We start from the raw sequence: 22,942 nt of genomic DNA, 5'->3' as shown, positions 1-22,942 counted from the left end.
TCCGGCCGCCCGGCCAGCGCCCCATGGTGGCAACCCGGCACCCGTTCGGCCATTGTGCCTGCATCACGGTCACCGGCCCAAAGGCCGGGACCGCCGCAGGAGACCCATGATGCCCCCTCACCTTCCCGTGCTGGCCCTGACGCTCGGTCTGGCCGCACCAGCCATGGCGCGTGATGTCGCGCCGGCGGTGACGATCGACCACAGCGCACAGCTCGATCATCACAGCGGCCCCGTCACCGCCCGGTATCGCGGCGCGTTGGTGGTCGACCATCGCCAGATCGGCGCCGTCGCGCCCGCCGGTCGTGCCCCCAGCTTGCGCTGCCACTGGACCGCCCAGCTCGCGGTCGATCGCCACGCCACCACCGCGACTGGCGCCACCACGCAGCGCAGCTTTGTGAGCGATCGGTCGCTATCCGGCCATCGTCCCGGCTGGTGCGCCGGCCAGCGCGACGCCATCGCGCGAGACGTCGCCGCGCAGTCCATCGCTCTGGACCGTCACATCCAGGCGGTCGCCCGCGAGGATCATGACATATTGCGTGCCGAGCTCGATCGTCTGCACGGCAGCGTTGCCGCCGGATGATCGACAGTCTTGCGAAAACCGCCCTCGCTGCCGGCGCACTGCTGGCGACCACGCCCGCCATCGCGCAACTCGCGACCAGCGCCGGTGTCGAGGCGACGACGGACGAGAATCGCCGCGGCATCAGCTGGAGCGAGGGCCGCGCCTCGATCGCGGGGGATGCCACGGTCAGCGGCTACGGCCTCGATGTCAGCGCGCGCGTCGCGGCGCTGCGCGGATCGGACCGGCACGGGGGCGCAGGTGCGGTCGCCGACCTGACGCTCGGCAGCGGGTGGGACGTCGGGGCGGTGCGGCTGCGCGCACAGGGCACCGCGCATATCTTCGGCGGCGCACGTGAAAGCATGGACTATGCCGAACTCGGCGGATCGGCGAGCTACACCTATGGCCCCGCCGATCTCACCGCGGGGGCGATCTGGGCGCCCGAGCAGCGCGCGATCGGGGGCAGCAACCTGTACCTCTACGCCAATGCGAGCGCGGGCCTCCCCGGTACGCCGTTGACCGCAATCGCCGGGCTAGGCCACTCGTCGGGAACGGTCACCGATCCGGTCCGCGCGCAGCGGTTGCGCCCCGGCGGCAACTATACCGATTGGCGGCTTGGCGTCGAATATCGCCGCGACCGCCTGACGCTGGGCGTCGACTATGTCGGGACGGACGTCACGCGCGCCGATGCGTTCGGGCCGTTCGCGGATGCGGGCCATGCCGGCGACAGGCTACTCGGCCGGGTCCGCTTCGACTTCTGATCCCGCGCGCCGCCACGGGACGCGATCACGCCGCCTGCGCGATCTCGTCCCGTTCCGCCGCGCGCAGTGTCAGCACCGCGGTCGCGCCCAGTCCCTTGCCGTCGCTCTCGAGACGCAGGCTGCCCTCCATCGCGGTCATCGAATTGGCGCACCAGTGCAGGCCCAGCCCGCCCGATTTGTGCGCGCGCGTCGAAAAGCCGCGCTGGAACAAGGTCGCACCCGTCGCCGCGTCGAAGCCCTCGCCATCGTCGCGAATCCGCACCACGACCTCATCGCCTTCCTCGTCGATCGTCACCCCGATCGACCCGCTCTGCCGCCCGGTCGCCGCGATCGATTCGGCCGCATTACCCAGCAAGTTGCCGATCACCTGGCTCAGGATCACGCGGTTCGCCAAGCCCAGATGCGCCTCCGCGGGGAAGCTGAACGCGATCGACGCGCTGTCCGAATAGCGCGCGATGGCCGCGTTGCGCGCGACGATCTCGCTGAGGTCGCAGCGTTCCAGACTGGGGCGCTCGTGCGCCTGCTTCTGCTGCTGGCCGATGATCTCCAGCACGTGCGCCATCGCCTCGCGCCCCACCTCCAGCTCGCGGCGCATCGCCTCGCGGCTCGCCATCTTGGCGGCGAAGGCGGCCTGGACGAAGGCGGCAAGCTTGGCACGGCGCTCGGCCGGCAGATCGTCGCGCGCGAGTTCCGCGATCGCCCGTTCCAGTGTCGCACGATCGATCGGCGGCGCCTGTGCGATGCCCTGGCTCAGGATCGTGCTGATCGGATTGAGCGCGTTACGCACATTGTGCATCACCGCGACCGCGCTTTCGCTGCGGCCGAGCGCGAAGCTCTGCACCTCGATCTGCTCGCGCAGGTCCTTCAGCTGCGACAGCATCGCGTTGAGGCTGCGGCCCAGCGAACCGAATTCGTCGCGGCGCCCGTCATCCTGGAACAGCGCCATCGATCCCGACGCCCGCACCCGCTGCATATGCCGCTCGACACGCAGCAGCGGCGCCAGCACCAGCCGCGCGATGACGCGGCGCAGGACGAGCAGCACGATCAGCAATAGCAGCGTCGACCCGGCGATGGCGAGCAGCAGCATCCGCCGTCCCAGCAGCGACACGTCGCGCACGACATGGAATCGTGCCGCGGCAACGGCATGGCCATCGACACCCGCAATCGGCACGGCAATCGCCATAGTGCGCTTGCCCGGCGTGACCATCGGCGCATCACCCAGCCCGGACCGGTCGATGCGCGCGTCGAGGCGGATCAGGTCGGACAGCTGACGCGACGTCACCTGCCGCGCCATCAGCACATAGCCGCGCGGGCTTCCCGTACCATCGGACCGTCGCACCTGCGCCACACCGATCGCCGCGACCACCGGCCCCAGCCGCGCATAGAAATGCCCGGAATTGTTACGTCCGATCACCCTGGCAAGATCGGCATGCGTCGCCAGCTGCACCAGCGCCGTGCGCAGCCGCGCCCGTTCGCGTCCGCTGGCGGGGTCGAGCCAGCGCGCGATGCGCAGCGTCCCCTGCGGCGTCACATAGGCCATGCCCTGCACGCCGAGGTTGGTCATCGCCAGCGGCGAGAAGCTGTCGCGTTCGAACGTCGCCGCCGCGGGCGACCCCGGCGGCGTCGCCATATAATCGTAGCTCTGCGTCCAGTCTCCATAGTCGCGCACGGCGTTTTCGACCTTGGCGGCATATTCGCCCAGCGCCGCCTGCGTGCGCTCGACATGGCCGGCGATCGCCTTGGCCTCCAGCGCCGAAAAGCTCGGCGTGATGACGCTCGCGAGCAGCAGCGTGATCCCCAGCGCACCGGCAACGCCGACCGCGGTCAGGATCAGCACCAGCTTGGCACCGAGCGAGGCAGGACCGATCGGCCGCCGGCGCCCGAAGGGCCACCGGGTCCGTAGCGCCGGGATCATCCGTGCGTGCCCGTGGCGGCTCCGGCTTCGACCAGGTCCTGATTGAGGAACCGCTGCTCAGCCAGCGCCAGCGCCGCATCGGGCGCGACGGGCCGCGAGAAGAAATAGCCCTGCAAATGGCTCGCCCCCGCGAGTCGCAGCGCCTGCACCTGCGCCTCCGTCTCGACGCCCTCGGCGATCACCTCCAGCCCCAGCGCGCGGCCCAGGTGGATGATCGAATGGACGATCGCGGCACTCTCACGCTCGCGGCCCATGCCGTCGATGAAGCTGCGATCGATCTTCAGGCTGTCGAGCGCGAACTTCCGGATATTGTAGAGCGAGGAATAGCCGGTGCCGAAATCGTCCAGAGCGATGCGGAATCCCATCTGGCGCAGCTTGTAGAGCGTTTCGGCGGCGCGTTCGGCGTCGTCGAAAATCGCGGTCTCGGTGATCTCGATCTGCACGCGGTTCGGCGTCACGCCGGCGCGCTGCACCGCCTCCATGATGTGGCCGACGAAATTGTGGCGGCGGAACTGGCGGGGGCTGAAGTTGACCGAGACATATTGGCCGGGGAAGCGCGTCACCATGGCGAGCGCGGTGTCGAGGATCCAGTCGCCCAGTTCGTGGATGACGTTCGATTCCTCGGCAATCGGGATGAAGGTCGCCGGGCTGATCGGGCCATATTCCTGCGTGTTCCAGCGGACCAGCGCCTCGAAGCCCGTCACCTCCAGCTGGTTGCGCGCGACGATCGGCTGATAGACGAGGCTCAGCTCGTCGCGCGCGATCGCCTGGCCCAGGCCATGTTCGATCCGGCGGCGGAAGCGGATGCCCTCGTCCATGCTCTCGTCGAACAGGCGGGTCACGCCACGACCGGCGCGCTTGGCATCGTTGAGCGCCAGGTCGGCGCGGCGCAGCGCGTCGATGGGATCGCACACCCCCGCGCCCTCGACGACGACGAGGCCGGCGGACGCGCCGCTCTGCACCGAATTGCCGAACACCTGATGCGTGCCGGCACAGGCCGCGACGATGCGGTCGCAGGCCATGACCGCCGCCTCGTCGCCGGGTGCATCGAACAGCACGCCGAATTCGTCGCCACCCAGACGCGCGACGATCGCCCCCTCGGGCGCCTGCGCATGGAGGATGCTGCACACTTCGCGGATCAGCGCGTCGCCGGCGAGGTGGCCCAACGTGTCGTTGACGATCTTGAACCGGTCGAGATCGAACATCGCGGTCGCGAACAGGCCCGGCCGCTTGGCGCGATCACCCAGCGCGCGCAGGAAGGCGAGCCGGTTGGGCGCATCGGTCAGCGAATCGTGCGTCGCCATGTGGATGGCGCGGCTTTCGTTCGCGGCAAGCTCGGCGCTCTGCTCTTCGAGCTGGACGATCTGGGCCGCGAGCTGCTCCCGCGCGGCGGTGAGTTCGCGATCGACCTGCCAGCGATGCGCCAGCGCGGTCGCGGTCTGGACGATCTCCGCCACTTCGAACGGCTTGGCGATGTAGAAGATCTTGTCCGCCGGCCCTGCGACCTTGCTGATCTCGATCGGCGAAAAGTCGGAAAAGCCGGTGACGATGCACAGGTTGATCTCGGGATCGAGCGCGCGGATGCGGCGCGCGGTCTCGCGGCCGTCGATGCCCGGCGGCATGCGCACATCGATGAACGCGACCGCATAGGGCGTCCCCGCCGCCAGCGCCGCCTCCACCGCCGCGACCGCGTCGAGGCCCTGATGGCAATGCGTCAGGTCGAAGCTGTCGTCCGCCGCCGCATCCGCCGCCGGCGCGTCGTCGCCGAACAGCTCCGCCGCCATCGCGTCGAGCGCATTTTCCGCCGCACCGCGCTGCACCGCGAAGCAGCGGGCATAGCTGTCGTGCATGGCCGGCTCGTCATCGACGATCAGCAGGCGCTTCGAAACGGCGGCGGTCATCTGCAGCAACTTCCCTCTTATGGTTGACGAGGGAGTAAGCAGATGCGGTTAAGGCGTCGTAAACGCCCCCGCCGACGCGGCTGTGCCCATGCGTTCGGCCAGCGCCTGCTCACCGAGCACGATCGCGCCGAGCGGCCCGGCATTGCCCCCCAGCGCGGGCGGCACGATGAACGCGGGTTCGGCGATCTCGGGCAGCGCGATATAGCCGGCGAGGCTCTGCACCATCGCGTCGCGGACGCGCGGGAACAGATGGTCGTTACCGACCATCACGCCGCCGCCCATCACGATCCGCCGCGGCACGCCGGTCAGCACCAGCGTATGGCACAGCTGACCCAGCACATGCGCGACGGGTTCCCACACCGGATGGTCCGCGGGAATGTCTTCCCCCTTGCAGCCGGCGCGTGCGCCGATCGCGGGCCCGGCGGCCAGGCCCTCCAGACAACTGCCGTGGAACGGGCAGATGCCCATCCAGTCGTCGCCCGGCATGCGCTGCGGCCGGATATGGCCGAATTCGCTGTGCGTCAGGCCGTCGACCGGCTTGCCGCCCGCGATCAGGCCGACGCCGATGCCCGTGCCGACGGTGACATAGGCGATATCGGGCAGGCCCTTCGCAGCGCCCCAGCGCGCCTCGGCCAGCGCCGCGCCGACCACGTCGGTGTGGAAGCCGGTCGGCACCTGATAGCGCGCGGTCAGACGGCCCGCGACGTCGGTGCCCGCCCAATGCGGCTTGGGCGTCGAGGTGACGTGGCCGTAATCGGCGGCATGCCGGTCGATCGAGATCGGCCCGAAGCTCGCGATACCCAGCGCCTCGAAACCGCCCCAGCCGTCCAGCACGGCCTCGACCGCCGCCAGCGCCTCGTCGGGCCGGGTCGTCGGGATCTGCACGCGGTCCTGAATATCGTCCGGTCCGCGCGCGAGGATGCAGACGATCTTCGTGCCCCCCAATTCGATGCCGGCAACCAACGGGGGCACACGGTCCATTCTGTCATCCCATCCCATGAAAGCAGCGCAACGGTCGCGCAGGGCCGCGCTTATTCCACCGTCACCGATTTGGCGAGGTTGCGCGGCTGGTCGACGTCGGTGCCCTTCGCTACCGCGACGTGATAGGCGAGCAACTGCACCGGCACCGCATAGACCAGCGGGGCGATCAGCGGATGGACCTTGGGCATCGTGATCGTCGCGACGCAATTCTCGCCCGCCGCCTGGATGCCGTCATAGTCGCTGATCAGCACGACCTTGCCGCCGCGCGCCTGCACTTCCTGCATGTTGCTGACGGTCTTTTCGAACAAAGGACCCGACGGCGCGATGACGATGACGGGGACGTTCTCGTCGATCAGCGCGATGGGGCCGTGCTTCATTTCGCCCGCGGCATAGCCTTCGGCGTGGATGTAGCTGATCTCCTTCAGCTTCAGCGCGCCCTCCAGCGCCAGCGGATAATCGGTGCCGCGGCCCAGATACAGCACGTCACGCGCGGCGGCGACGACGCCCGCCATTTCCTGGATCGATTCGTCATAGGCGAGCGCGGCGTTGAGCGCGGCGGGCGTCTCGGCGAGATGCTTGACGATCTCGCGTTCCTCGCCGTCCTTGAACTTGCCCTTGGCGCGGGCGAGGTTCGCGGCAAGCGCGGCGAGCACCGCGAGCTGGCAGGTGAAGGCCTTGGTCGATGCGACGCCGATCTCCGGCCCGGCATGCGTCGGCAGCAGCAGGTCCGCCTCGCGCGCCATGCTGCTGGTCGGCACGTTGACCACCGCGGCGATCGTCTGCCCTTCCGACTTGGCGTGGCGCAGCGCGGCGAGCGTGTCCGCCGTCTCACCCGACTGGCTGATGACGATCATCAGACCGCCCGGCTCCATCACCGGCGCGCGGTAACGGAATTCGGAGGCGACATCGAGATCGACCGGCACGCGCGCGAACTGTTCGAACCAATATTTGGCGACCATGCCGGCGTAGAAGCTGGTGCCGCACGCGACGATCGTCACGCGCTTGATGCCCGCGAGGTCGAAGTCGGGGATCGGCAGCGTCACGCGATCCTCCATCCGCTGCAGGTACGACCGCAGCGTCTGCGCGACGACGATCGGCTGTTCGTAGATCTCCTTCAGCATGTAATGGCGGTGATTGCCCTTGCTGATCAGCTCGCCGGTGACGCCCGAAATGGTGATCGCCCGCTCGACCGGATGATTGTCGCGGTCATAGACCTGCGCGCCCTCGGTCGTGCAGACGACCCAGTCGCCCTCGTCCAGATAGGCGATGCGCTGCGTCAGCGGGGCGAGCGCCAGCGCGTCCGAGCCGAGATAGGTCTCGCCCTCGCCATAGCCGACGACCAGCGGCGAGCCGAGCCGCGCGCCGATCAGCATGTCGGGATGCTTGCGGAACAGGATGGCGAGCGCGAACGCGCCGTGCAGGCGCGGCAGCACCTCGCGCACCGCGCCGACGGGATCAAGGCCGGCTTCCACCTTCTCGCTCACCAGATGCGCGACGACTTCGGTGTCGGTCTCGCTGGTGAACACGCGGCCGCGCGCGATCAGTTCGTCGCGGAGTGCCTTGAAGTTTTCGATGATGCCGTTGTGGACCACCGCGACCTCGTCGGTCGCATGCGGGTGGGCGTTGTTGGTGGTCGGGCCGCCATGCGTCGCCCAGCGGGTGTGCGCGATGCCGGTCGTGCCGGGCAGCGGCGCGGCGGCGAGTTCCTTGGCGAGGTTGACCAGCTTGCCGCTGGCGCGGCGCCGCTCGATCTGCCCGTCATGGTCGGTGGCGATGCCCGCCGAATCGTAGCCGCGATATTCCAGCCGCTTCAATCCGTCGAGCAGACGGTCGGCAACGGCCTCGGCCCCGACGATTCCAACGATTCCGCACATGTTATTTCGCTTCCTTTTTGGCGCGCATCATCGCGCGGAATTTGGTGGCCCAGCCGGGTTTGGCAATCTGCGGCGGCCGGACGAGCGCGAGTGCGCCGGCCTCAACGTCCTTCGTCAGCACCGATCCCGCCGCGACGATCGCGCCGTCACCGACCGACACCGGCGCGACGAGCGCCGAGTTCGAGCCGATGAAGGCGTCCGCGCCGATGCTGGTCTTGTACTTGAAGAAGCCGTCGTAATTGCAGGTGATCGTGCCCGCGCCGATATTGGCGTTCGCGCCCACCTCGGCATCGCCGATATAGGACAAATGGTTGACCTTGGCGCCCTTGCCGATCGTCGCCTTCTTCACCTCGACGAAATTGCCGACCTTCGCCTTTTCGGCCAGGTCCGCGCCGGGGCGCAGGCGGGCATAGGGGCCGACATCGGCTTTGGCGCCGACCTTCGCACCCTCCAGATGGCTGAAGGCGCGGATCGTCGCGCCGTCGGCGATCGACACGCCGGGACCGAAGACGACGTTGGGCTCGATCACCACGTCGCGGCCGATCTGAGTGTCGTGGCTGAACCACACCGTCTCCGGCGCGATCAGCGTCGCGCCATCGGCCATCGCCTGATGGCGGCGCGCCGCCTGCCAGCCCGCCTCGACCGCGGCGAGTTCGGCGCGGCTGTTGACGCCCGCCACCTCGTCCTCGCCCGTTTCGATCACCACCGCGCGGCCGCCTTCGGCGACGGCGAGCGTGACGATGTCGGGCAGATAATATTCACCCGCCGCATTGTCGTTGCCGACCGCCTCCAGCAGCCGCCACAGGTCGCGCGTGCGCACAGCGGTGACGCCCGAATTGCACAGGTCGACCGCGCGCTCCTCGGGCGAAGCGTCCTTGAACTCGACCATCTTGGCGATCGTGCCGTCCGCATCCGCGATGATCCGGCCATAGGCGCGCGCATCGACGGGTCGGAAGCCGAGCACCGCGACCGTCGGCGCATCCCCGGCCTCCAGCCGCGCGGCGAGCCGTGCCACCGTCTCGGTCGCGAGCAAAGGCGTGTCGCCGAAGCAGACGATCGCGACGCCGTCGAAATCGGCCAGTGCGTCCTTCGCCTGCAACGCGGCATGCGCGGTGCCCAGCTGCTCGCGCTGCCACGCGATCTCGACCCCCGTGGCGGCGACCGCCGCTTCGACCTGCTCGCCGCTCGCGCCGACCACGACGACGCGCCGCGTCGCCCCGGCCTGGTTCAAACTGTCGATCAGGTGGATCAGCATCGGCCGCCCGGCGATCGGGTGCAGCACCTTGTGCAGATCGGACTTCATGCGCGTACCCTTGCCCGCAGCAAGGATGATGACGGCGAGAGGACTGGTCATGGCGATGTCGCCTGCCACGGAAGACTTGCCATTTCCATAGGGAGACGTCACCGGCGCGGCATATGACGCTAAATTCATCGCCCGATCCGTTTTTCGACATTGTCGGCTTCGACCTGGACGGCACGTTGCTCGATACGAGCGACGACTTGGCGGCGGCGGTGAACCATGCACTCGCCTCCATCGACCGGCCGCTGCTGACCGTCGAACAGGTGAAGCCGATGATCGGCGGCGGCGCGCGGCACATGCTGGCGCAGGGGCTCGCCGCGACCGGCGGGTGCGACGATGCGACGCTCGACGTGCTGCATCGGCGGCTGCTCGACCATTATGAAGCGAACATCGCGGTCTTGACCCGCCCCTATCCCGGCACGCTCGAGGCGCTCGACACATTGGCGGCGCGCGGCGTGCGGATCGCCGTCGTCACCAACAAGCTGGAAGCGCTCGCCCGGAAGGTGATCGACACGCTGGACCTGACGCGGCGCTTCGCGTGCATCATCGGCGGGGACACGATGGGCCCGGGCAACGGCAAGCCCAGCCCCAAGCCGATCTACGAAATGCTCGCCCGCTGCGGCGGGGGCACCGCGGCATTCGTCGGCGATTCGATCTTCGACGTGCAGGCGGGCCATGCCGCGGGACTGCCGACCGTGGCATGCTCGTTCGGTTTCCTTATGCAGCCGGTCGGGGAACTCGGCGCAGATGCGATCATCGACGGCTTCGACGAACTGATCCCGACGCTTGAGCGGCTGGCAGCGCGCTAGCCCCACGCACTCCGTCACCCCGGCCTCGTTCCGGGGTCCACTCTGCGGCGAGGGGGACGGCTTGAGGCTCGTACGTTGCCCCCGCGGCCCGGTGGACCCCGGACCAAGTCCGGGGTGACGCAGTGTGCGGGGCTAGGCTTTGCTCCTACGCCATTTGATCCACAGATGCCGCGCCAGCATCGCCGGCGGCATACGCAGCCAGTGCGAGCGCACGTAGAACGCCAGCCGCGTCACCGGACGGATCGGCCGCCCCCAGTCGTCTCGCGCCAGCAGGCGGCGGCGGAAGAGCCGGTCGCTCCACCGCGGCGTCAGGCGGATACGACCCGAACTTTCGTACGCCCGCACCTGCGTCCCGAACAGCTGCTGCGACAGCCGCAGCGCGCGCACCACCGCCTCATACAAGCCATGGCGCCCTGCCTCGTCCACCAGCGTCAGGCCGAAGGCGGGATCGTCCTCCGCCGCCTCGCCATACAGGCAGTGAATATCCCACAGGTTACGCAGGCCCCCCGCCAGATCGCCGTCAGCGAGCAGATGCGCCGCCGCATGGACGATCATCGCCGCGGGCGACAGCACCGACAGCCCGTTACCAAGCGGCACCGCATCCGCGATCAGCGCCGCCGCGTTGGGCCGTACCCGCGCGGTCAGCGGCAGGATCGTATGGTGCACGTCGATCATCCGGTCGCGCTCCGCGTGGATCAGCGGCGGTAATTCGTGCATCCAGCGCCGATAATAAGCGTCGTCATACGGATCGGGCTTCACCCATTCCCAGCCCTCCGTGAGCAGCGCCTCCTCGACGGCATCCAGCGCCTCGCGCGGCACCAGGATATCGAGGTCGCCGATCGACCGCCCCTGCCCCGCCGCCAGTCCCGCCGCGACGAAGGCGGTCCCCTTCAGCAGCACGACCGGCACGCCGAGCGGCGCCAGCGCCCGCCGCGCCATCTCCGCCTCCCACAAGGCCGTGCGGCGCCCATTCTCGGCCGCGGCGCGCGCATCGCTCAGCAGCAACGCGACGTCCTCGGGTAGCGGCAGGCCGTGCAGCCGCCACGCGAGCGTGCCCAGCAACTGTTCGGCGCGCGCCATGGTGACGAGGCCCGCCCAGTCGGTGTCGAGCGCCAGACTGGTCGGATCGGCGAGCGCACGGGCGAGGATCAGAGCGTCCGCCACAGCGCCTCCACCTGCTCGACTGCGGCAGCGCCGTCGGGATAGTCGATCGCCATGGCGGGGGTGTCGCAAACAAGCCGGGTCAGCGCGTCGAATCCGGTCTCGCCGAGCATCACGTAATTGGTCGACGCCTGCGTCAGCCGTACGAACGCCTCCGATGCGGCGACCGCGCGGGTATCCGCCGCAAAGCCGTGCCGCGGGAACAGCAGCAGTGCCGGCTGCGCCGGCTCGTCCATCGCGCCGACGCTCAGCGCATCGGGCACCATGTGGCGGATGTCACCCTTGGGCGTCCCGGCGAGCAGTGGCCCCATGCGCGCGCTCGGCCAGGCCGCCATCGCCGCGGCGATCCCGTCGTTCTTCAGGCTGATCAGACGCGGAAAGGCGTGGACCAGCCCCGTCTCGTGATCGATCAGCGCGAATTCATCGCCCATGAAGCGCCAGCCGCGCGCAGCAAGCAACGTCGCCAGCGTCGATTTGCCCGCCCCCGATTCGCCCGTCATCAGAAGCGCCCGCCCATCGCGCTCGACACACGAGGCATGGATCAGCAGATAGCGCCGGCAGCCCAGTGCCAATTGCAGGTTCATCGCCATCTCGGCGGCGAGCAGCCCCTGCGCCAGCGGCAGCGGCGCGGCTTCGGGCAGCATGTAATCGCCGCCGATCCGCACCGACGGCCGCACCCAGCGCCGCCACGGCCGCGTCGCCTCCAGCCGCACGGTGAAGTCGGGCAGATTGGGCGAGGGGTAATAACGATACAGCTCTTCCAGCGCCGCGATCGGCGCGCGCCACTCGCTGCCGATCCGAAAACCGATCGGCCCGATCCGAACGCAGAAGACGTGCCTCATGCCGCCCCGATCGGCTCCGCTTCGACCAGCCCGGCCGCGACCAGTTCGTCGAGCCGCGCGGCCAGTGCATCGCCACCGCCATCGCCCAGCTCGAACGTCTCGCCGAGCTGGGCGAGCAGCCCGTCCCGATCAAGCGGTCCCGCAGCCAATGTCTCCAGAATTTCAGGCGCGGGGCTGGCAAGCAGATGCGTGATCCCCGACGATCGATGGAAGACCGCGACCAGCATATCCAGTTCGCGGCTCAGCAGCGTGTCGGGCGCCGCGGCGCGATAGCGCATCGGGTCAGCGCGGCATCTGCAACGAGGCGAAACAGGTAAAGCCGCCCTGCCCGCGCTGCAGCCGCCGGATATAGGCCATATAGGCGCGGCTGCTGTCGTAGGTCGTACCCGGCAGCTGCCCGCCGGCGAGCGCGCGCTTCACCTCGTCGCCCTTGAACGGGCGACCCGGCGGCGCGAACGCGCCCTTGGTGCCTGCCGGCACGACATTGCCATATTGGTCGATATACTGGCCCGCACGGCCCAGGTCGGGCACCGGGATCTCGCAGGTCATCACCGACGCCGCGCTCTGTGCCAGCGCCGGGCGGATCGAGACGACCGCCCCTGCGGTGACCGCACCGAGCATCAGCACCCGGCGGCGCGTCGACACGCCCTCCGTCACCGGCGCAGCATCAGGCTGTCCGGCGGTCTGGTCCGCACCGTCGATCGGCGTTTCGTCGCTCATGACACCCCTGTTATCGCAAGCGTGCCTTTCATATTCGTAAGCCACTGGCAAGTATGGCGCGCGTACCGTGGCGGGACGGTCTGCCGCGGCGTTGGCGCCGCGCGCCCCGCAAATTGCGTCATGCGCCCCCTCCCGCAAGCGGTCATCCTCGGCTAGCGAGGACGCCATGCTAACCCGATTCGCCCGGCGGCTCAGCGGCGCGCTCGTCATCGCGCTCGGCACGGGCGTGGGCGTCTATGCGGTCGGCGGCAGCGTCGACGGCGCGGCGGTGACGGTGGTCGGCGCCATGGCCGCCGCGCTCGCCGCCATGGGCCGCGGCGATCAGGGACAGGCGGCCGCCCGCGCACGGGGGCCCGACGCCGATACCCTGCTCGGCGAGGTGCTCGACGTCATCGCCGAACCCGTCTTGCTCGTCCGCCGCGGCATCGTCACCTGCGCCAACGCCTCGGCCCGCTCCGTACTGGGCAAGCATATCGTCGGCGAGGACGTGCGCGTTGCCATCCGCCATCCCGCCGCCGCCGACCGCCTGGGCCCGACCGGCACGCTGCCTGGCCGCCCGGTCGAACTGGTCGGCGTCGGCGCGCCCGACCAGCGCTGGGAGATGCGCACCGGCGAAACCACCGACGGCATGCGCATCGTCCATCTCGTCGACCAGAGCGGCAATTACGCCGCCGAAAAGATGCGCGTCGATTTCGTCGCCAACGCCAGTCATGAATTGCGCACCCCGCTCGCCTCGATCCTCGGCTTCATCGAAACGCTGAACGAAGAGGCCGGCGAAGACCCCGCCTTGCGCGCGCGGTTCCTGAAGGTGATGTTCGACGAGGCCCGGCGCATGCAGCGGCTGGTCGAAGACCTCATCTCGCTGTCCCGCATCGAGGCGGAGAAGTACCGCCTGCCCGGCGAACGGCTGGACCTTGGCGAATTGCTGGAAGACGTCGCCGCAGAGATCGCCGCCGCGCGCAGCCCGCGCGCCGGCGACGTGTCGGTCACGATCGATCCCGGCCTGCCCGCGGTCACCGGCGACGAAGCGCAGCTGTCGCAGCTGTTCCACAACGTCATCGGCAATGCGATGAAATACGGCCGTGCGAACACGCCGGTGCGCGTGTCCTTGAGCCTAAACCGCTCGAAACTGGTCCAGCTCGTCGTCCGCGACGAAGGCGAAGGCATCGCGCCGCAGCACATCCCCCGCCTCACCGAACGCTTCTACCGCGTCGATGCCGGCCGGAGCCGCAGCGTCGGCGGTACGGGGCTGGGCCTCGCGATCGTCAAGCATATCGTCGAACGCCACCGCGGCCGGCTTGATATCGCGAGCCGCGTCGGCATCGGCACCACGGTGACGATCGCGCTGCCGGCAGCGGAGGCGGAGACGGCAGTCGCCACGCCGACGGCGGCGAAGGCCTGACACGGCACGTCGATAGCGAGTCGCGCGACCTATCCCCCACACCCCCGTCACCCCGGACTGGTTCCGGGGTCCACCGGGCCGCGAGGGCAGCGTGCGAGCCTCCCGCCGTCCCCCTCGCCGCGGAGTGGACCCCGGAGCCAGTCCGGGGTGACGATGCAAATGAGGCACCCGCCGCCCATGTCATCAAATGGCAACAAAACCGTCACAGAGGCGGGTTGGGCGACGCGCGAGTCGCCCGCGGGGATCCGATGCGCTGTCTTCCTTCCGGCCGCTTGCTGGCCGGCTCTCTGCTGACGCTGGCGCTCTGCCTTGCAGGGTGCAAGGATCAGGCGAATGGCGGCGGCAGCGGCGCGCGCGATCAGATTGCCGTCGTCGGCTCGTCCACCGTCTATCCCTTCACCACCGCGGTGGCCGAGGCGTTCGTGGCTGACAACCCCGACGCCCGATCGCCGGTGATCGAATCGACCGGCACGGGCGCCGGCATGAAGCTGTTCTGTGCCGGCATCGGTGCGGGACACCCCGATATCGAGGATGCCTCGCGCCGGATGAAGCGCAGCGAATATGCCGCCTGCGAGGCACACGGCGTCGGGCCGGTACTCGAAATCCAGATCGGCATCGACGGCATCGCCTTTGCCGAGGCGAAGAACGGGCCCGGCATGCGCCTGACTCCCGCCGATTTGTATCGCGCGCTCGCCGCGACGCCCTTCGGCAAGCCCAATCGCGCGAAGACGTGGCGCGACGTGAACACGGCGCTGCCCGCGACGCCGATCCAGGTCTATGGCCCGCCCGCGACCAGCGGCACGCGCGATGCGCTCGCCGAACTGATCCTGACGCGCGGCTGCGATGCGCTCGATCCCCGCGCGCGCCTGCTGGCACGGACCAAGCCCGACGCGCATCGCGCACTCTGCACGCGGGTGCGCGAGGACGGTGCCTATGTCGACGCGGGTGAGAACGACAATCTGATCGTCCAGAAACTCAGCGCCAACCCCGATGCGATCGGCGTGTTCGGTTACAGCTATCTCGAACACAATGCCGATACGGTGAACGGCGTCGCGATCGACGGCGTGCTGCCGACCTATGACGCGATCGCCGACGGCCGCTATCCGGGGTCGCGCCCGCTATACCTCTACGTCAAGAAGGGGCATCTGCGCGCCATCCCCGGCCTCGACACGTTCCTGCGCCTGTACGCCGCGGCCTGGGGACCGGGCGGCCCGCTCGTCCGCCGCGGCCTGATCGCCGCGCCCGCTGCGGTGCGTGCGGCGTCGGCGGCGGTGATCGCGAACGAGACGCCGCTGAACCCGGCGGACCTGCCGTCGTGACGGTTGCCCACCTCACTCCGTCACCCCGGACTTGGTCCGGGGTTCACCGGGCCGCGGGGGCAGCGCTTAAGCCTCTAGCCCGCTCCCTCGCCGCAGAGTGGACCCCGGACCAAGTCCGGGGTGACGATGAGTACGTGACCGCCGCCATACGCCCCACGCGAGCCGCCGCATGAGCGGCCTGGCCCTCGTCATCATCGTCTTCGGCCTCGCGCTGATCGGCTGGCTCGCCGCGCGGATGCGGGCGGCGACGTTTCGCAAGCCGGGGGTCGCGCGCTTCACCGCTCTGCCCGTCCATTACGGCTATTTCGTCGCGCTCGCCGCCTTGGTGCCGCCGCTCCTCTTCCTGGCGGTGTGGAGCCTCACCTCACCCGCGCTCGTCACCGATGCGGTGATCGCGACGCCCGCCGCGGCGACGCTGCCCCCGCCGGGCTTCGAGCGTGCCTCGATCCTGTCGGAAGCACGCGCGCTGGCGAGCGGGCGCAGCCATGTACCGTTCCACGCGCTCTCGGTCCGCCTCGCCCCCGCCTATGCCGCCGCGCAGGCGCGCTACGACTGGATCGCCACCGCGTTGACCTTGTGCCTCGCGATCGGCGGCGGCGCCTTCGCCTTCACGCGCGTCCGCCCCGATTTCGCCGCCCGCACGCAGGTGGAGCGCGTCGTCATGCTGCTGCTGCTGTGCGCGTCGCTCATCGCGATCCTCACTACGGTCGGCATCGTCGCGTCGCTGCTGTACGAATCGGGGCGCTTCTTCGGCATCGTGCCGATCGGCCAATTCCTGTTCGGCACGCATTGGTCGCCGCAGGTCATCCTGCCCGACGATCCCGGCGCCAGCCTGGGCGCGGTGCCGCTGTTCTGGGGCACGTTCTTCATCGGCGCGGTGATCGCGATGGCGGTCGCCGTGCCCTTCGGCCTGATGAGCGCGATCTACCTCACCCAATATGCGCATGCCGCGACCCGCCGCTGGATGAAGCCGGTGCTGGAGATGCTCGCGGGCGTCCCCACCGTCGTCTACGGCTATTTCGCCGCACTCACCGTCGCGCCCGCGGTCCGCCAGCTCGGCCTTGCGCTCGGCATTGCGAACGCCTCGTCGGAAAGCGCGCTGGCGGCGGGCGTGGTGATGGGGATCATGATCATCCCCTTCGTGTCGTCGATGGCCGACGATTCGATCGCCGCCGTCCCCGCCGCGATGCGCGACGGCAGCCTGGCGATGGGCGCGACGCAATCGGAAACGATCCGCAAGGTGATCCTGCCCGCCGCCCTGCCCGGCGTCGTCGGCGGCATCCTGCTTGCCGTCTCCCGCGCGATCGGCGAAACGATGATCGTGGTCATGGCGGCGAGCGGCGTCGCGACGCTCACCGCCAACCCCTTCGCCAGCACCACCACCGTCACCAAGCAGATCGTCGACCTGTTGACCGGCGAAGCGGAGTTCGACAGCGCCAAGACGCTCGCCGCCTTCGCGCTCGGCCTCACTCTGTTCGTCATCACGCTGGCGCTCAACGTCGTCGCGCTGACCGTCGTGAAGCGGTATCGGGAGGCCTATGACTGATCCCCGCCCCCTCCGCGATCCCGCCGCGGTGAAGCGGCGGACGCAGCGTCGCTATGCCGCGGAACGTCGTTTCCGCCGGCTCGGCCTTGCCGCGGTCTGGCTGTCGGCGGGGTTCCTCGCCTTCCTGCTCGCGACGATGATCTGGCAGGGGGCGAGCGGCTTCCGCCAAACCCGCATCGCGCTGCCGGTCGATCTCGCCGCCGCGCGCCTGCCGATCGCGCCGGCACAGCTGAAGGGCCGCGGCGCCAATCTCGCGCTCGCCGATGCGGGGCTCGAACAGGTGGTCGATGCCGCGGCGATCCGTGCCTATGGTCCGCGCGGGCCCGAGCTGTTGTCCGACGCCGCCTGGCTCACCGTGCGCGACGCGATCAAGCGCGACCCCGCGCTGCTCGCCACGCGCACCACCTTCGCCCTCCCCACTGCGACCGAGATCGACGTCGCCGCCAAGCATGACGGCACACGCAGGGCCGAGGCGATCGTCGCGCGGCTGCAGGCACGCGGCGTGCTGTCCGAAGGGTGGGACATGCGCTTCCTCGCCGGCGCCGATGCGACCGATCCGGTGCGCGTCGGCATCTGGGGCGCGCTCAAGGGATCGCTGCTCACCATGGCGGTGACGCTGGGCCTCGCCTTCCCGATCGGCGTGCTGTCGGCGCTCTACCTCGAGGAATATGCGCCGCGGAACCGCTGGACCGACCTGATCGAGGTATCGATCAACAATCTCGCCGCCGTGCCCTCGATCATCTTCGGGCTGCTCGGCCTCGCGGTCTTCCTCAACACCTTCCACCTGCCGCGATCCGCGCCCTTGGTCGGCGGGCTGACGCTGGCGCTAATGACGATGCCGGTCATCGTCATCGCCGGCCGCAACGCGATCAAGGCGGTGCCGCCCTCGATCCGCGACGCCGCGCTCGCGATCGGTGCCTCGCCGGTGCAGGTGGTGTTCGACCATGTCCTCCCCCTCGCGCTGCCCGGCATCCTGACCGGCACGATCATCGGCATGGCCCGCGCGCTGGGCGAAACCGCACCGCTGCTGATGATCGGCATGCGCGCCTTCATCGCCGCGCCGCCCTCGCGCCTGACCGATCCCGCCACCGTCCTGCCCGTGCAGATCTTCCTTTGGTCGGATGAGGTCGACCGCGGCTTCGTCGAAAAGACCAGCGCCGCTATCATCGTGTTGCTCGTCTTCCTGCTCGCGATGAACGGCCTCGCCATCTACCTCCGCAACCGCTTCGAGACCCGCTGGTGACCCCCAAGATTTCCGCTCGCGACGTCAGCGTCCGCTACGGCGACACGCAGGCGATCGACCACGTCTCGATCGACGTCGATTCGGACAATATCGTCGCCTTTATCGGCCCGTCGGGCTGCGGCAAGTCGACCTTCCTGCGCACGCTCAACCGCATGAACGACACGGTCGCGAGCGCGCGCGTGACGGGCCAGATCCTGCTCGACGGCGAAGACATCTACGCGCTGGACATGGACGTCGTGCAGCTGCGCGCGCGGGTCGGCATGGTGTTCCAGAAGCCGAACCCCTTCCCCAAATCGATCTACGAAAACGTCGCTTATGGTCCGCGCATCCACGGCCTCGCGACCGCCCGCGCCGACCTGGACGATCTGGTCGAGGAATCTTTGCTCCGCGCCGGTTTGTGGGACGAGGTGAAGGACCGCCTGTCCGACAGCGGCACGGCGCTGTCGGGGGGTCAGCAGCAGCGGCTGTGTATCGCCCGCGCCATCGCGGTCGAACCCGAAGTCATCCTGATGGACGAACCGTGCAGCGCGCTCGATCCCATCGCCACCGCGCGTATCGAGGAGCTGATCCACGAACTGCGCGGCCGCTACGCCATCGTCATCGTCACGCACAACATGCAACAGGCCGCGCGCGTTTCGCAACGCACCGCCTTCTTCCACCTCGGCCAGCTGGTCGAATGCGGCGCGACCAGCGACATCTTCACTAACCCGCGGGAGGAACGGACCCGCGACTATATCACCGGACGGTACGGCTAATGGTGGATCACACGGTCAAGGCATTCGACGCCGATATCGGCCAGCTGCGCGGCATGATCTCGCAGATGGGCGGGCTTGCCGAGGATGCCATCGCGCTCGCCATGCAGGCGCTCGCCCGCCCCGATCCTGAACTCGCCGCGCGCGTGCGCGCCGACGACAAGGCGATCGATGCGATTGAGGCGGAGGTGGAGCGGCTCGCGGTGCGCATCATCGCGCTGCGCGCGCCGATGGCGGTCGATCTGCGCGAGGTGGTGGCGGCGCTCAAGATTGCCGCCGTCGTCGAACGCATCGGCGATTACGCCAAGAATATCGCCAAGCGCGTGCCGATGATCGATGCCGACGGCGGCAGCCACCGCATCGAACCTTTGTCGCTGCTCCCCTCGATGGCGCGCATGGCGAGCGACATGGTCCGCGCCGCGCTCGACGCCTTTGCCGCACGCGATCCCGAAGCCGCGATCCGCGTCGTCGAAAGCGACGCCGCGCTCGACGATTTCTACGACAGCATCTTCCGCACGCTCGTCACCTACATGGTCGAGAACCCGCGCACGATCAGCCAGGTCGCCCACCTGCTGTTCGTCGCCAAGAACCTGGAGCGCGTCGGCGATCACGCCACCAACGTCGCCGAGATGGTCTATTTCGCCGCAACCGGAACCCAGATGGCCGATCGCGACCGCGACGGCGCTACGCACGAGGACATATTCTGATGGCACGCGCATCCATGCTGCTCGTCGAGGACGATGCCGCTCTCGCCGAATTGCTCATCTATCACTTCAAGCGTGAGGATTTCGACGTCGCGCATACGCCCGATGGCGAGGAAGCCTTGCTGCTCGCCAAGGAGAAGACGCCCGACATCGTGCTGCTCGACTGGATGGTCGAAGGGCTGTCGGGGATCGAGGTCTGCCGCCGCCTGCGCCGCATGACCGAAACGCAGAACGTGCCGATCATCATGCTGACCGCGCGCGGCGAGGAAGAGGATCGCATCCGCGGCCTGGAAACCGGCGCCGACGATTATGTCACCAAGCCCTTCTCCCCCCGCGAACTCGTCGCCCGCGTCAGCGCGGTGCTGCGCCGCGTCCGCCCGGCGCTCGCCGGCGAAGCGCTGACCTATGACGACATCGAGATGGACACGGTCGGCCACAAGGTCCGCCGGGGCGGCGAGGTCGTGCCGCTGGGGCCCACCGAATTCCGCCTGCTCAAACACTTCCTGGAGCATCCCGGCTGGGTGTTCAGCCGCGAACGCCTGCTCGACGCGGTATGGGGCCACGACAGCGATATCGAGAGCCGGACGGTCGACGTCCACATCCGCCGCCTGCGCAAAGCCATCAACATCGGCGACCGGCCCGATCTGATCCGCACCGTGCGCTCTGCGGGTTATTCCCTCGATTCAGGCACTTAACCGCAAAGAATCGAATCGGCGGCGAAACGAAGGAGAAAAGTCTGCGATGGGACGTTGGGCCTCGGTGCTGACACCAGTCGGCGCATGAGGTTTCAAAGGAGATTCCCGCGATGAAGCTCATTCTGCTCGCCGCCACGGCGATGATCGCAGCGCCGGTGATGGCGCAGACCACGCCGGCCCCCGCGCCCGCCGACCAGACGATGACCCCGGCTCCGGCCGATCCCGCCGCAGCGCCCGCCGACGCGCAGACCCCGCCGCCGCCCGCCGCCCCGGCACCGCAGGCGAGCATGCCCCCCGCCGAAACCACCGGCTCGCCCGCCGGCGGCTATGCGCCGACCGGCCCGGCCGTGACCGGCGGTACGCCCGGTTCGACGCTGCCACCGGTCTTCCGTCAGGCGCCGACCCCGGATCAGGCCTTCCCGCCGCCCCCGGCGAAGGAAAGCTACCCGATCTGCAAGAAGGGCCAGTATGACGGCTGCATGCAGGCGAGCCAGGCCCCGCATAAGGCGAAGCGCCGCGCGCGTCGCTAAGCAAGGCTGACCATCGACGGGCGCGACATGCTGTGTTGCGCCCGTTCGAAGGTCCGGTATGGAAGGCGCTTCATCCCATCGTGGAAGGAGCGCCTTTTCCATGTCCAGTCCGATCCGCTTCGATGATCGCGTCGCCATCGTCACCGGAGCCGGCGGCGGCCTCGGTCGCCATTACGCCCTCGAACTCGCCAGGCGTGGCGCCAAGGTCGTCGTCAACGATCTCGGCGGCGCCCGTGACGGCACGGGCCATTCCGACGCGGCGCTCGCCGTGGTCGAGGAAATCCGCGCGGCTGGCGGCGAGGCCATGTCGAACGGCGGCAACGTCGCCGAATATGACCAGATGGTCGAGATGGTCGCCCGCGCCAAGGAAGCTTGGGGCGGCGTCCACGTCCTCATCAACAACGCTGGCGTCCTGCGCGATAAGACCTTCGCGAAGATGGAACCCGCCGATTTCGAATTCGTGGTCCGCGTTCACCTGCTCGGCTCGGCCTTCGCCACCAAGGCGTGCTGGGAGACGTTCCGCGAGCAGAATTACGGCCGCGTGCTGATGACCTCGTCGTCCAGCGGTCTGTTCGGCAATTTCGGCCAGGCCAATTACGGCGCCGCCAAGCTGGGCCTAGCCGGCCTCGCCAAGACATTGGGGATCGAGGGCGCGAAGAACGACATCCGCGTCAACACGATCGCCCCGACCGCCGGCACGCGCATGACCGAGGATCTGTTCCCCGCCGCCGCCTTCGAAGCCTTCGCGCCTGAAAAGGTCGCGCCCGGCGCGCTGTATCTGGTCAGCGAGAACGCGCCGAGCAACGTCATCCTGGGCGCCGGCGCCGGCGTCTTCCAGGCCTCCTATGTCACGCTGACGCCCGGTACGCTGCTGACCGGCGAAGCGCTCTCGCCCGAAGGCGTCGCCGATGCGTGGGACGCGATCGCCGACCGCCATGGCGAGATCGTGCCGAAGACCGGGGCCGAACAGGCGATGACGATCGGCAAGCTGCTCCAGGGCGGCTGAGCCGCCAGCCTGCGCGCCCCGCCGGCTCGGGCCGGCAGGGCGCCAGGGATCAGTCGACGAACGCGCGCTCGATCACATACGTCCCAGCCTTGGCGTTCGAGCCTTCCTCGAAGCCGATGCCGTCCAACATCGCCGCCGTTTCGCGGATCATCGCCATCGACCCGCACAGCATGATGCGGTCGGTTTCGGGATCGAGCTTCTTCGCGCCCTGCACCGGATCGCCGAACAGCGCCGCGCTCTCGATCAGGTCGCCGATGCGCCCCGTCGTGCGGAACGGCTCGCGCGTCACCGTCGGGATATAGTGGAACTGCGTCGCTGCTTCCTCCGACACCAACGGATCGTCGGCGAGGCGCGCCTGCAATTCGTCGTGATAGGCCAGGTCGCTGACCTGCCGCACCGAATGGACCAGGATCACCTGATCGAACATGCTGTACACGTCGGGATCGCGCGCCAGGCTGAGGAACGGCGCAAGGCCGGTGCCGGTCGAGAAGAAGAACAGCCGCTTGCCGCCGATCAACGCGTCGGTGACGAGCGTCCCCGTCGGCTTCTTCCCCATATACACTTCGTCGCCCGCCTCGATCAGCTGCAGCTTCGACGTCAGCGGCCCGTCCTCGACCTTGATCGACAGGAATTCCAGCTCCTCGGCATAATGCGGGCTGGCGATCGAATAGGCGCGCATGATCGGCTTGGCGCCCTCGCCGTCACCGGGCAGGCCGATCATCACGAACTCGCCCGAGCGGAAGCGGAAGCTCGCCGGGCGCTCGACCGCGAAGCTGAACAGCCGGTCGTTCCAGTGGCGCACCCACAGCACCTTGACGTTGGCGAACGCCTTGGTTTCGGGGATCGTCTTCGGCGTGCGGGTATCGGTCATCGCGGGCAGGACTTCGGGTTGTTCGAGAAGCGTTCGCAATATGAAGCACGCGCG

The 22,942-nt window shown here is 68.9% G+C and carries 22 protein-coding genes; 12 read left to right on the top strand and 10 right to left on the bottom strand.

All coding sequences use genetic code 11. The features are described 5' to 3' along the window. Positions 1 to 106 precede the first annotated feature (106 nt). Together ACP690_RS10945 and ACP690_RS10940 are read left to right on the top strand one after the other, a co-directional pair. Positions 107 to 580 (top strand): hypothetical protein, encoded by a 474-nt coding sequence (locus ACP690_RS10945; RefSeq protein WP_426261093.1) that lies wholly within the window; start codon positions 107 to 109, stop codon positions 578 to 580. Then, on the top strand, positions 577 to 1,317 hold the full coding sequence (locus tag ACP690_RS10940; protein ID WP_426261094.1) for a TorF family putative porin: 741 nt from the start codon (positions 577 to 579) through the stop codon (positions 1,315 to 1,317). Before ACP690_RS10945 ends, ACP690_RS10940 begins: the two co-directional genes overlap by 4 nt. Positions 1,318 to 1,342: 25 nt before the next feature. Here ACP690_RS10940 and ACP690_RS10935 read toward each other — a convergent pair whose 3' ends face one another. The 5 genes from ACP690_RS10935 to glmU are packed head-to-tail and all read right to left on the bottom strand — an operon-like array spanning position 1,343 to position 9,342. Further along, complete coding sequence (locus tag ACP690_RS10935) at positions 1,343 to 3,232, bottom strand: ATP-binding protein (RefSeq protein WP_426261095.1); 1,890 nt, start codon at positions 3,230 to 3,232, stop codon at positions 1,343 to 1,345. Next, entirely contained in the window at positions 3,229 to 5,133 is a 1,905-nt protein-coding gene (locus tag ACP690_RS10930) for an EAL domain-containing protein (protein WP_331361554.1), read from the bottom strand. The genes ACP690_RS10935 and ACP690_RS10930 overlap by 4 nt, the downstream gene beginning before the upstream one ends. 48 nt (positions 5,134 to 5,181) lie before the next feature. Continuing rightward, positions 5,182 to 6,114 (bottom strand): ROK family protein, encoded by a 933-nt coding sequence (locus ACP690_RS10925; RefSeq protein WP_426261096.1) that lies wholly within the window; start codon positions 6,112 to 6,114, stop codon positions 5,182 to 5,184. A gap of 50 nt (positions 6,115 to 6,164) precedes the next feature. Beyond that, positions 6,165 to 7,988, bottom strand: a complete 1,824-nt coding sequence (gene glmS / locus ACP690_RS10920; protein WP_294284518.1) for a glutamine--fructose-6-phosphate transaminase (isomerizing) — start codon at positions 7,986 to 7,988, stop codon at positions 6,165 to 6,167. Between the two features lies 1 nt (position 7,989). Then, a complete protein-coding gene (gene glmU / locus ACP690_RS10915) occupies positions 7,990 to 9,342 on the bottom strand; it encodes a bifunctional UDP-N-acetylglucosamine diphosphorylase/glucosamine-1-phosphate N-acetyltransferase GlmU (protein ID WP_426261097.1) in 1,353 nt (450 codons plus the stop codon). 62 nt (positions 9,343 to 9,404) lie between these two features. Between glmU and ACP690_RS10910 the strand changes: the two genes are divergently transcribed. Continuing rightward, entirely contained in the window at positions 9,405 to 10,097 is a 693-nt protein-coding gene (locus tag ACP690_RS10910; protein WP_426261098.1) for an HAD-IA family hydrolase, read from the top strand. A gap of 132 nt (positions 10,098 to 10,229) precedes the next feature. On the opposite strand, the gene ACP690_RS10905 is transcribed toward ACP690_RS10910, so the two are convergent. From ACP690_RS10905 to ACP690_RS10890, 4 genes are read right to left on the bottom strand one after another with little or no spacing between them, the layout of a single operon-like run. Next, entirely contained in the window at positions 10,230 to 11,261 is a 1,032-nt protein-coding gene (locus tag ACP690_RS10905) for a nucleotidyltransferase domain-containing protein (protein WP_426261099.1), read from the bottom strand. After that, entirely contained in the window at positions 11,246 to 12,100 is an 855-nt protein-coding gene (locus ACP690_RS10900) for an HprK-related kinase A (RefSeq protein WP_426261100.1), read from the bottom strand. The genes ACP690_RS10905 and ACP690_RS10900 overlap by 16 nt, the downstream gene beginning before the upstream one ends. Further along, positions 12,097 to 12,378, bottom strand: a complete 282-nt coding sequence (locus ACP690_RS10895) for an HPr-rel-A system PqqD family peptide chaperone (RefSeq protein WP_426261101.1) — start codon at positions 12,376 to 12,378, stop codon at positions 12,097 to 12,099. Before ACP690_RS10895 ends, ACP690_RS10900 begins: the two co-directional genes overlap by 4 nt. A gap of 4 nt (positions 12,379 to 12,382) precedes the next feature. Then, positions 12,383 to 12,820, bottom strand: coding sequence for a hypothetical protein (locus tag ACP690_RS10890; RefSeq protein WP_017979513.1), 438 nt, complete (start codon positions 12,818 to 12,820; stop codon positions 12,383 to 12,385). A gap of 166 nt (positions 12,821 to 12,986) precedes the next feature. Between ACP690_RS10890 and ACP690_RS10885 the strand changes: the two genes are divergently transcribed. The 9 genes from ACP690_RS10885 (at position 12,987) to ACP690_RS10845 (ending at position 22,017) form a co-directional block, all read left to right on the top strand. Next, positions 12,987 to 14,222 (top strand): ATP-binding protein, encoded by a 1,236-nt coding sequence (locus ACP690_RS10885; protein WP_426261102.1) that lies wholly within the window; start codon positions 12,987 to 12,989, stop codon positions 14,220 to 14,222. Between the two features lie 248 nt (positions 14,223 to 14,470). After that, positions 14,471 to 15,541 carry a substrate-binding domain-containing protein gene (locus ACP690_RS10880; protein ID WP_426261103.1) on the top strand — a complete coding sequence of 357 codons (1,071 nt, stop codon included), beginning with the start codon at positions 14,471 to 14,473 and terminating at the stop codon, positions 15,539 to 15,541. Between the two features lie 169 nt (positions 15,542 to 15,710). Further along, complete coding sequence (gene pstC / locus ACP690_RS10875; RefSeq protein ID WP_426261104.1) at positions 15,711 to 17,087, top strand: phosphate ABC transporter permease subunit PstC; 1,377 nt, start codon at positions 15,711 to 15,713, stop codon at positions 17,085 to 17,087. Then, positions 17,080 to 18,330 carry a phosphate ABC transporter permease PstA gene (gene pstA, locus ACP690_RS10870; protein ID WP_426261105.1) on the top strand — a complete coding sequence of 417 codons (1,251 nt, stop codon included), beginning with the start codon at positions 17,080 to 17,082 and terminating at the stop codon, positions 18,328 to 18,330. The genes pstC and pstA overlap by 8 nt, the downstream gene beginning before the upstream one ends. Further along, positions 18,324 to 19,085, top strand: coding sequence for a phosphate ABC transporter ATP-binding protein PstB (gene pstB, locus ACP690_RS10865; protein WP_426261159.1), 762 nt, complete (start codon positions 18,324 to 18,326; stop codon positions 19,083 to 19,085). Before pstA ends, pstB begins: the two co-directional genes overlap by 7 nt. Further along, on the top strand, positions 19,085 to 19,789 hold the full coding sequence (gene phoU, locus ACP690_RS10860; protein WP_017979519.1) for a phosphate signaling complex protein PhoU: 705 nt from the start codon (positions 19,085 to 19,087) through the stop codon (positions 19,787 to 19,789). The genes pstB and phoU overlap by 1 nt, the downstream gene beginning before the upstream one ends. Beyond that, positions 19,789 to 20,481, top strand: coding sequence for a phosphate regulon transcriptional regulator PhoB (gene phoB, locus ACP690_RS10855; protein WP_020486556.1), 693 nt, complete (start codon positions 19,789 to 19,791; stop codon positions 20,479 to 20,481). Before phoU ends, phoB begins: the two co-directional genes overlap by 1 nt. Positions 20,482 to 20,591: 110 nt before the next feature. Then, the gene (locus ACP690_RS10850) at positions 20,592 to 21,011 is read left to right on the top strand and encodes a hypothetical protein (RefSeq protein ID WP_426261106.1); all 420 of its coding nucleotides are present in this window, start codon (positions 20,592 to 20,594) and stop codon (positions 21,009 to 21,011) included. A 100-nt stretch (positions 21,012 to 21,111) separates the two neighbouring features. Continuing rightward, positions 21,112 to 22,017 (top strand): SDR family NAD(P)-dependent oxidoreductase, encoded by a 906-nt coding sequence (locus tag ACP690_RS10845; protein ID WP_426261107.1) that lies wholly within the window; start codon positions 21,112 to 21,114, stop codon positions 22,015 to 22,017. A gap of 49 nt (positions 22,018 to 22,066) precedes the next feature. Here ACP690_RS10845 and ACP690_RS10840 read toward each other — a convergent pair whose 3' ends face one another. After that, positions 22,067 to 22,888, bottom strand: coding sequence for a ferredoxin--NADP reductase (locus ACP690_RS10840; protein ID WP_043060734.1), 822 nt, complete (start codon positions 22,886 to 22,888; stop codon positions 22,067 to 22,069). Between the last annotated feature and the right edge of the window lie 54 nt (positions 22,889 to 22,942).

Origin of the sequence: Sphingomonas sp. DC4900 (assembly GCF_049896485.1) — a bacterium.
GTDB classification, from domain to species: Bacteria; Pseudomonadota; Alphaproteobacteria; order Sphingomonadales; family Sphingomonadaceae; genus Sphingomonas; species Sphingomonas aquatilis.
This window is presented reverse-complemented; position numbering and strand designations above follow the sequence as displayed.

Bases quoted from the DNA above. Each gene is read 5' to 3' on its own strand.
- ACP690_RS10945 (WP_426261093.1), top strand. From the start codon at position 107: ATGATGCCCCCTCACCTTCCCGTGCTGGCCCTGACGCTCGGTCTGGCC.
- ACP690_RS10940 (WP_426261094.1), top strand. From the start codon at position 577: ATGATCGACAGTCTTGCGAAAACCGCCCTCGCTGCCGGCGCACTGCTG.
- ACP690_RS10935 (WP_426261095.1), bottom strand. From the start codon at position 3,232: ATGATCCCGGCGCTACGGACCCGGTGGCCCTTCGGGCGCCGGCGGCCG.
- ACP690_RS10930 (WP_331361554.1), bottom strand. From the start codon at position 5,133: ATGACCGCCGCCGTTTCGAAGCGCCTGCTGATCGTCGATGACGAGCCG.
- ACP690_RS10925 (WP_426261096.1), bottom strand. From the start codon at position 6,114: ATGGACCGTGTGCCCCCGTTGGTTGCCGGCATCGAATTGGGGGGCACG.
- glmS (WP_294284518.1), bottom strand. From the start codon at position 7,988: ATGTGCGGAATCGTTGGAATCGTCGGGGCCGAGGCCGTTGCCGACCGT.
- glmU (WP_426261097.1), bottom strand. From the start codon at position 9,342: ATGACCAGTCCTCTCGCCGTCATCATCCTTGCTGCGGGCAAGGGTACG.
- ACP690_RS10910 (WP_426261098.1), top strand. From the start codon at position 9,405: ATGACGCTAAATTCATCGCCCGATCCGTTTTTCGACATTGTCGGCTTC.
- ACP690_RS10900 (WP_426261100.1), bottom strand. From the start codon at position 12,100: ATGAGGCACGTCTTCTGCGTTCGGATCGGGCCGATCGGTTTTCGGATC.
- ACP690_RS10895 (WP_426261101.1), bottom strand. From the start codon at position 12,378: ATGCGCTATCGCGCCGCGGCGCCCGACACGCTGCTGAGCCGCGAACTG.
- ACP690_RS10890 (WP_017979513.1), bottom strand. From the start codon at position 12,820: ATGAGCGACGAAACGCCGATCGACGGTGCGGACCAGACCGCCGGACAG.
- ACP690_RS10885 (WP_426261102.1), top strand. From the start codon at position 12,987: ATGCTAACCCGATTCGCCCGGCGGCTCAGCGGCGCGCTCGTCATCGCG.
- ACP690_RS10880 (WP_426261103.1), top strand. From the start codon at position 14,471: ATGCGCTGTCTTCCTTCCGGCCGCTTGCTGGCCGGCTCTCTGCTGACG.
- pstC (WP_426261104.1), top strand. From the start codon at position 15,711: ATGAGCGGCCTGGCCCTCGTCATCATCGTCTTCGGCCTCGCGCTGATC.
- pstA (WP_426261105.1), top strand. From the start codon at position 17,080: ATGACTGATCCCCGCCCCCTCCGCGATCCCGCCGCGGTGAAGCGGCGG.
- phoU (WP_017979519.1), top strand. From the start codon at position 19,085: ATGGTGGATCACACGGTCAAGGCATTCGACGCCGATATCGGCCAGCTG.
- phoB (WP_020486556.1), top strand. From the start codon at position 19,789: ATGGCACGCGCATCCATGCTGCTCGTCGAGGACGATGCCGCTCTCGCC.
- ACP690_RS10850 (WP_426261106.1), top strand. From the start codon at position 20,592: ATGAAGCTCATTCTGCTCGCCGCCACGGCGATGATCGCAGCGCCGGTG.
- ACP690_RS10845 (WP_426261107.1), top strand. From the start codon at position 21,112: ATGTCCAGTCCGATCCGCTTCGATGATCGCGTCGCCATCGTCACCGGA.
- ACP690_RS10840 (WP_043060734.1), bottom strand. From the start codon at position 22,888: ATGACCGATACCCGCACGCCGAAGACGATCCCCGAAACCAAGGCGTTC.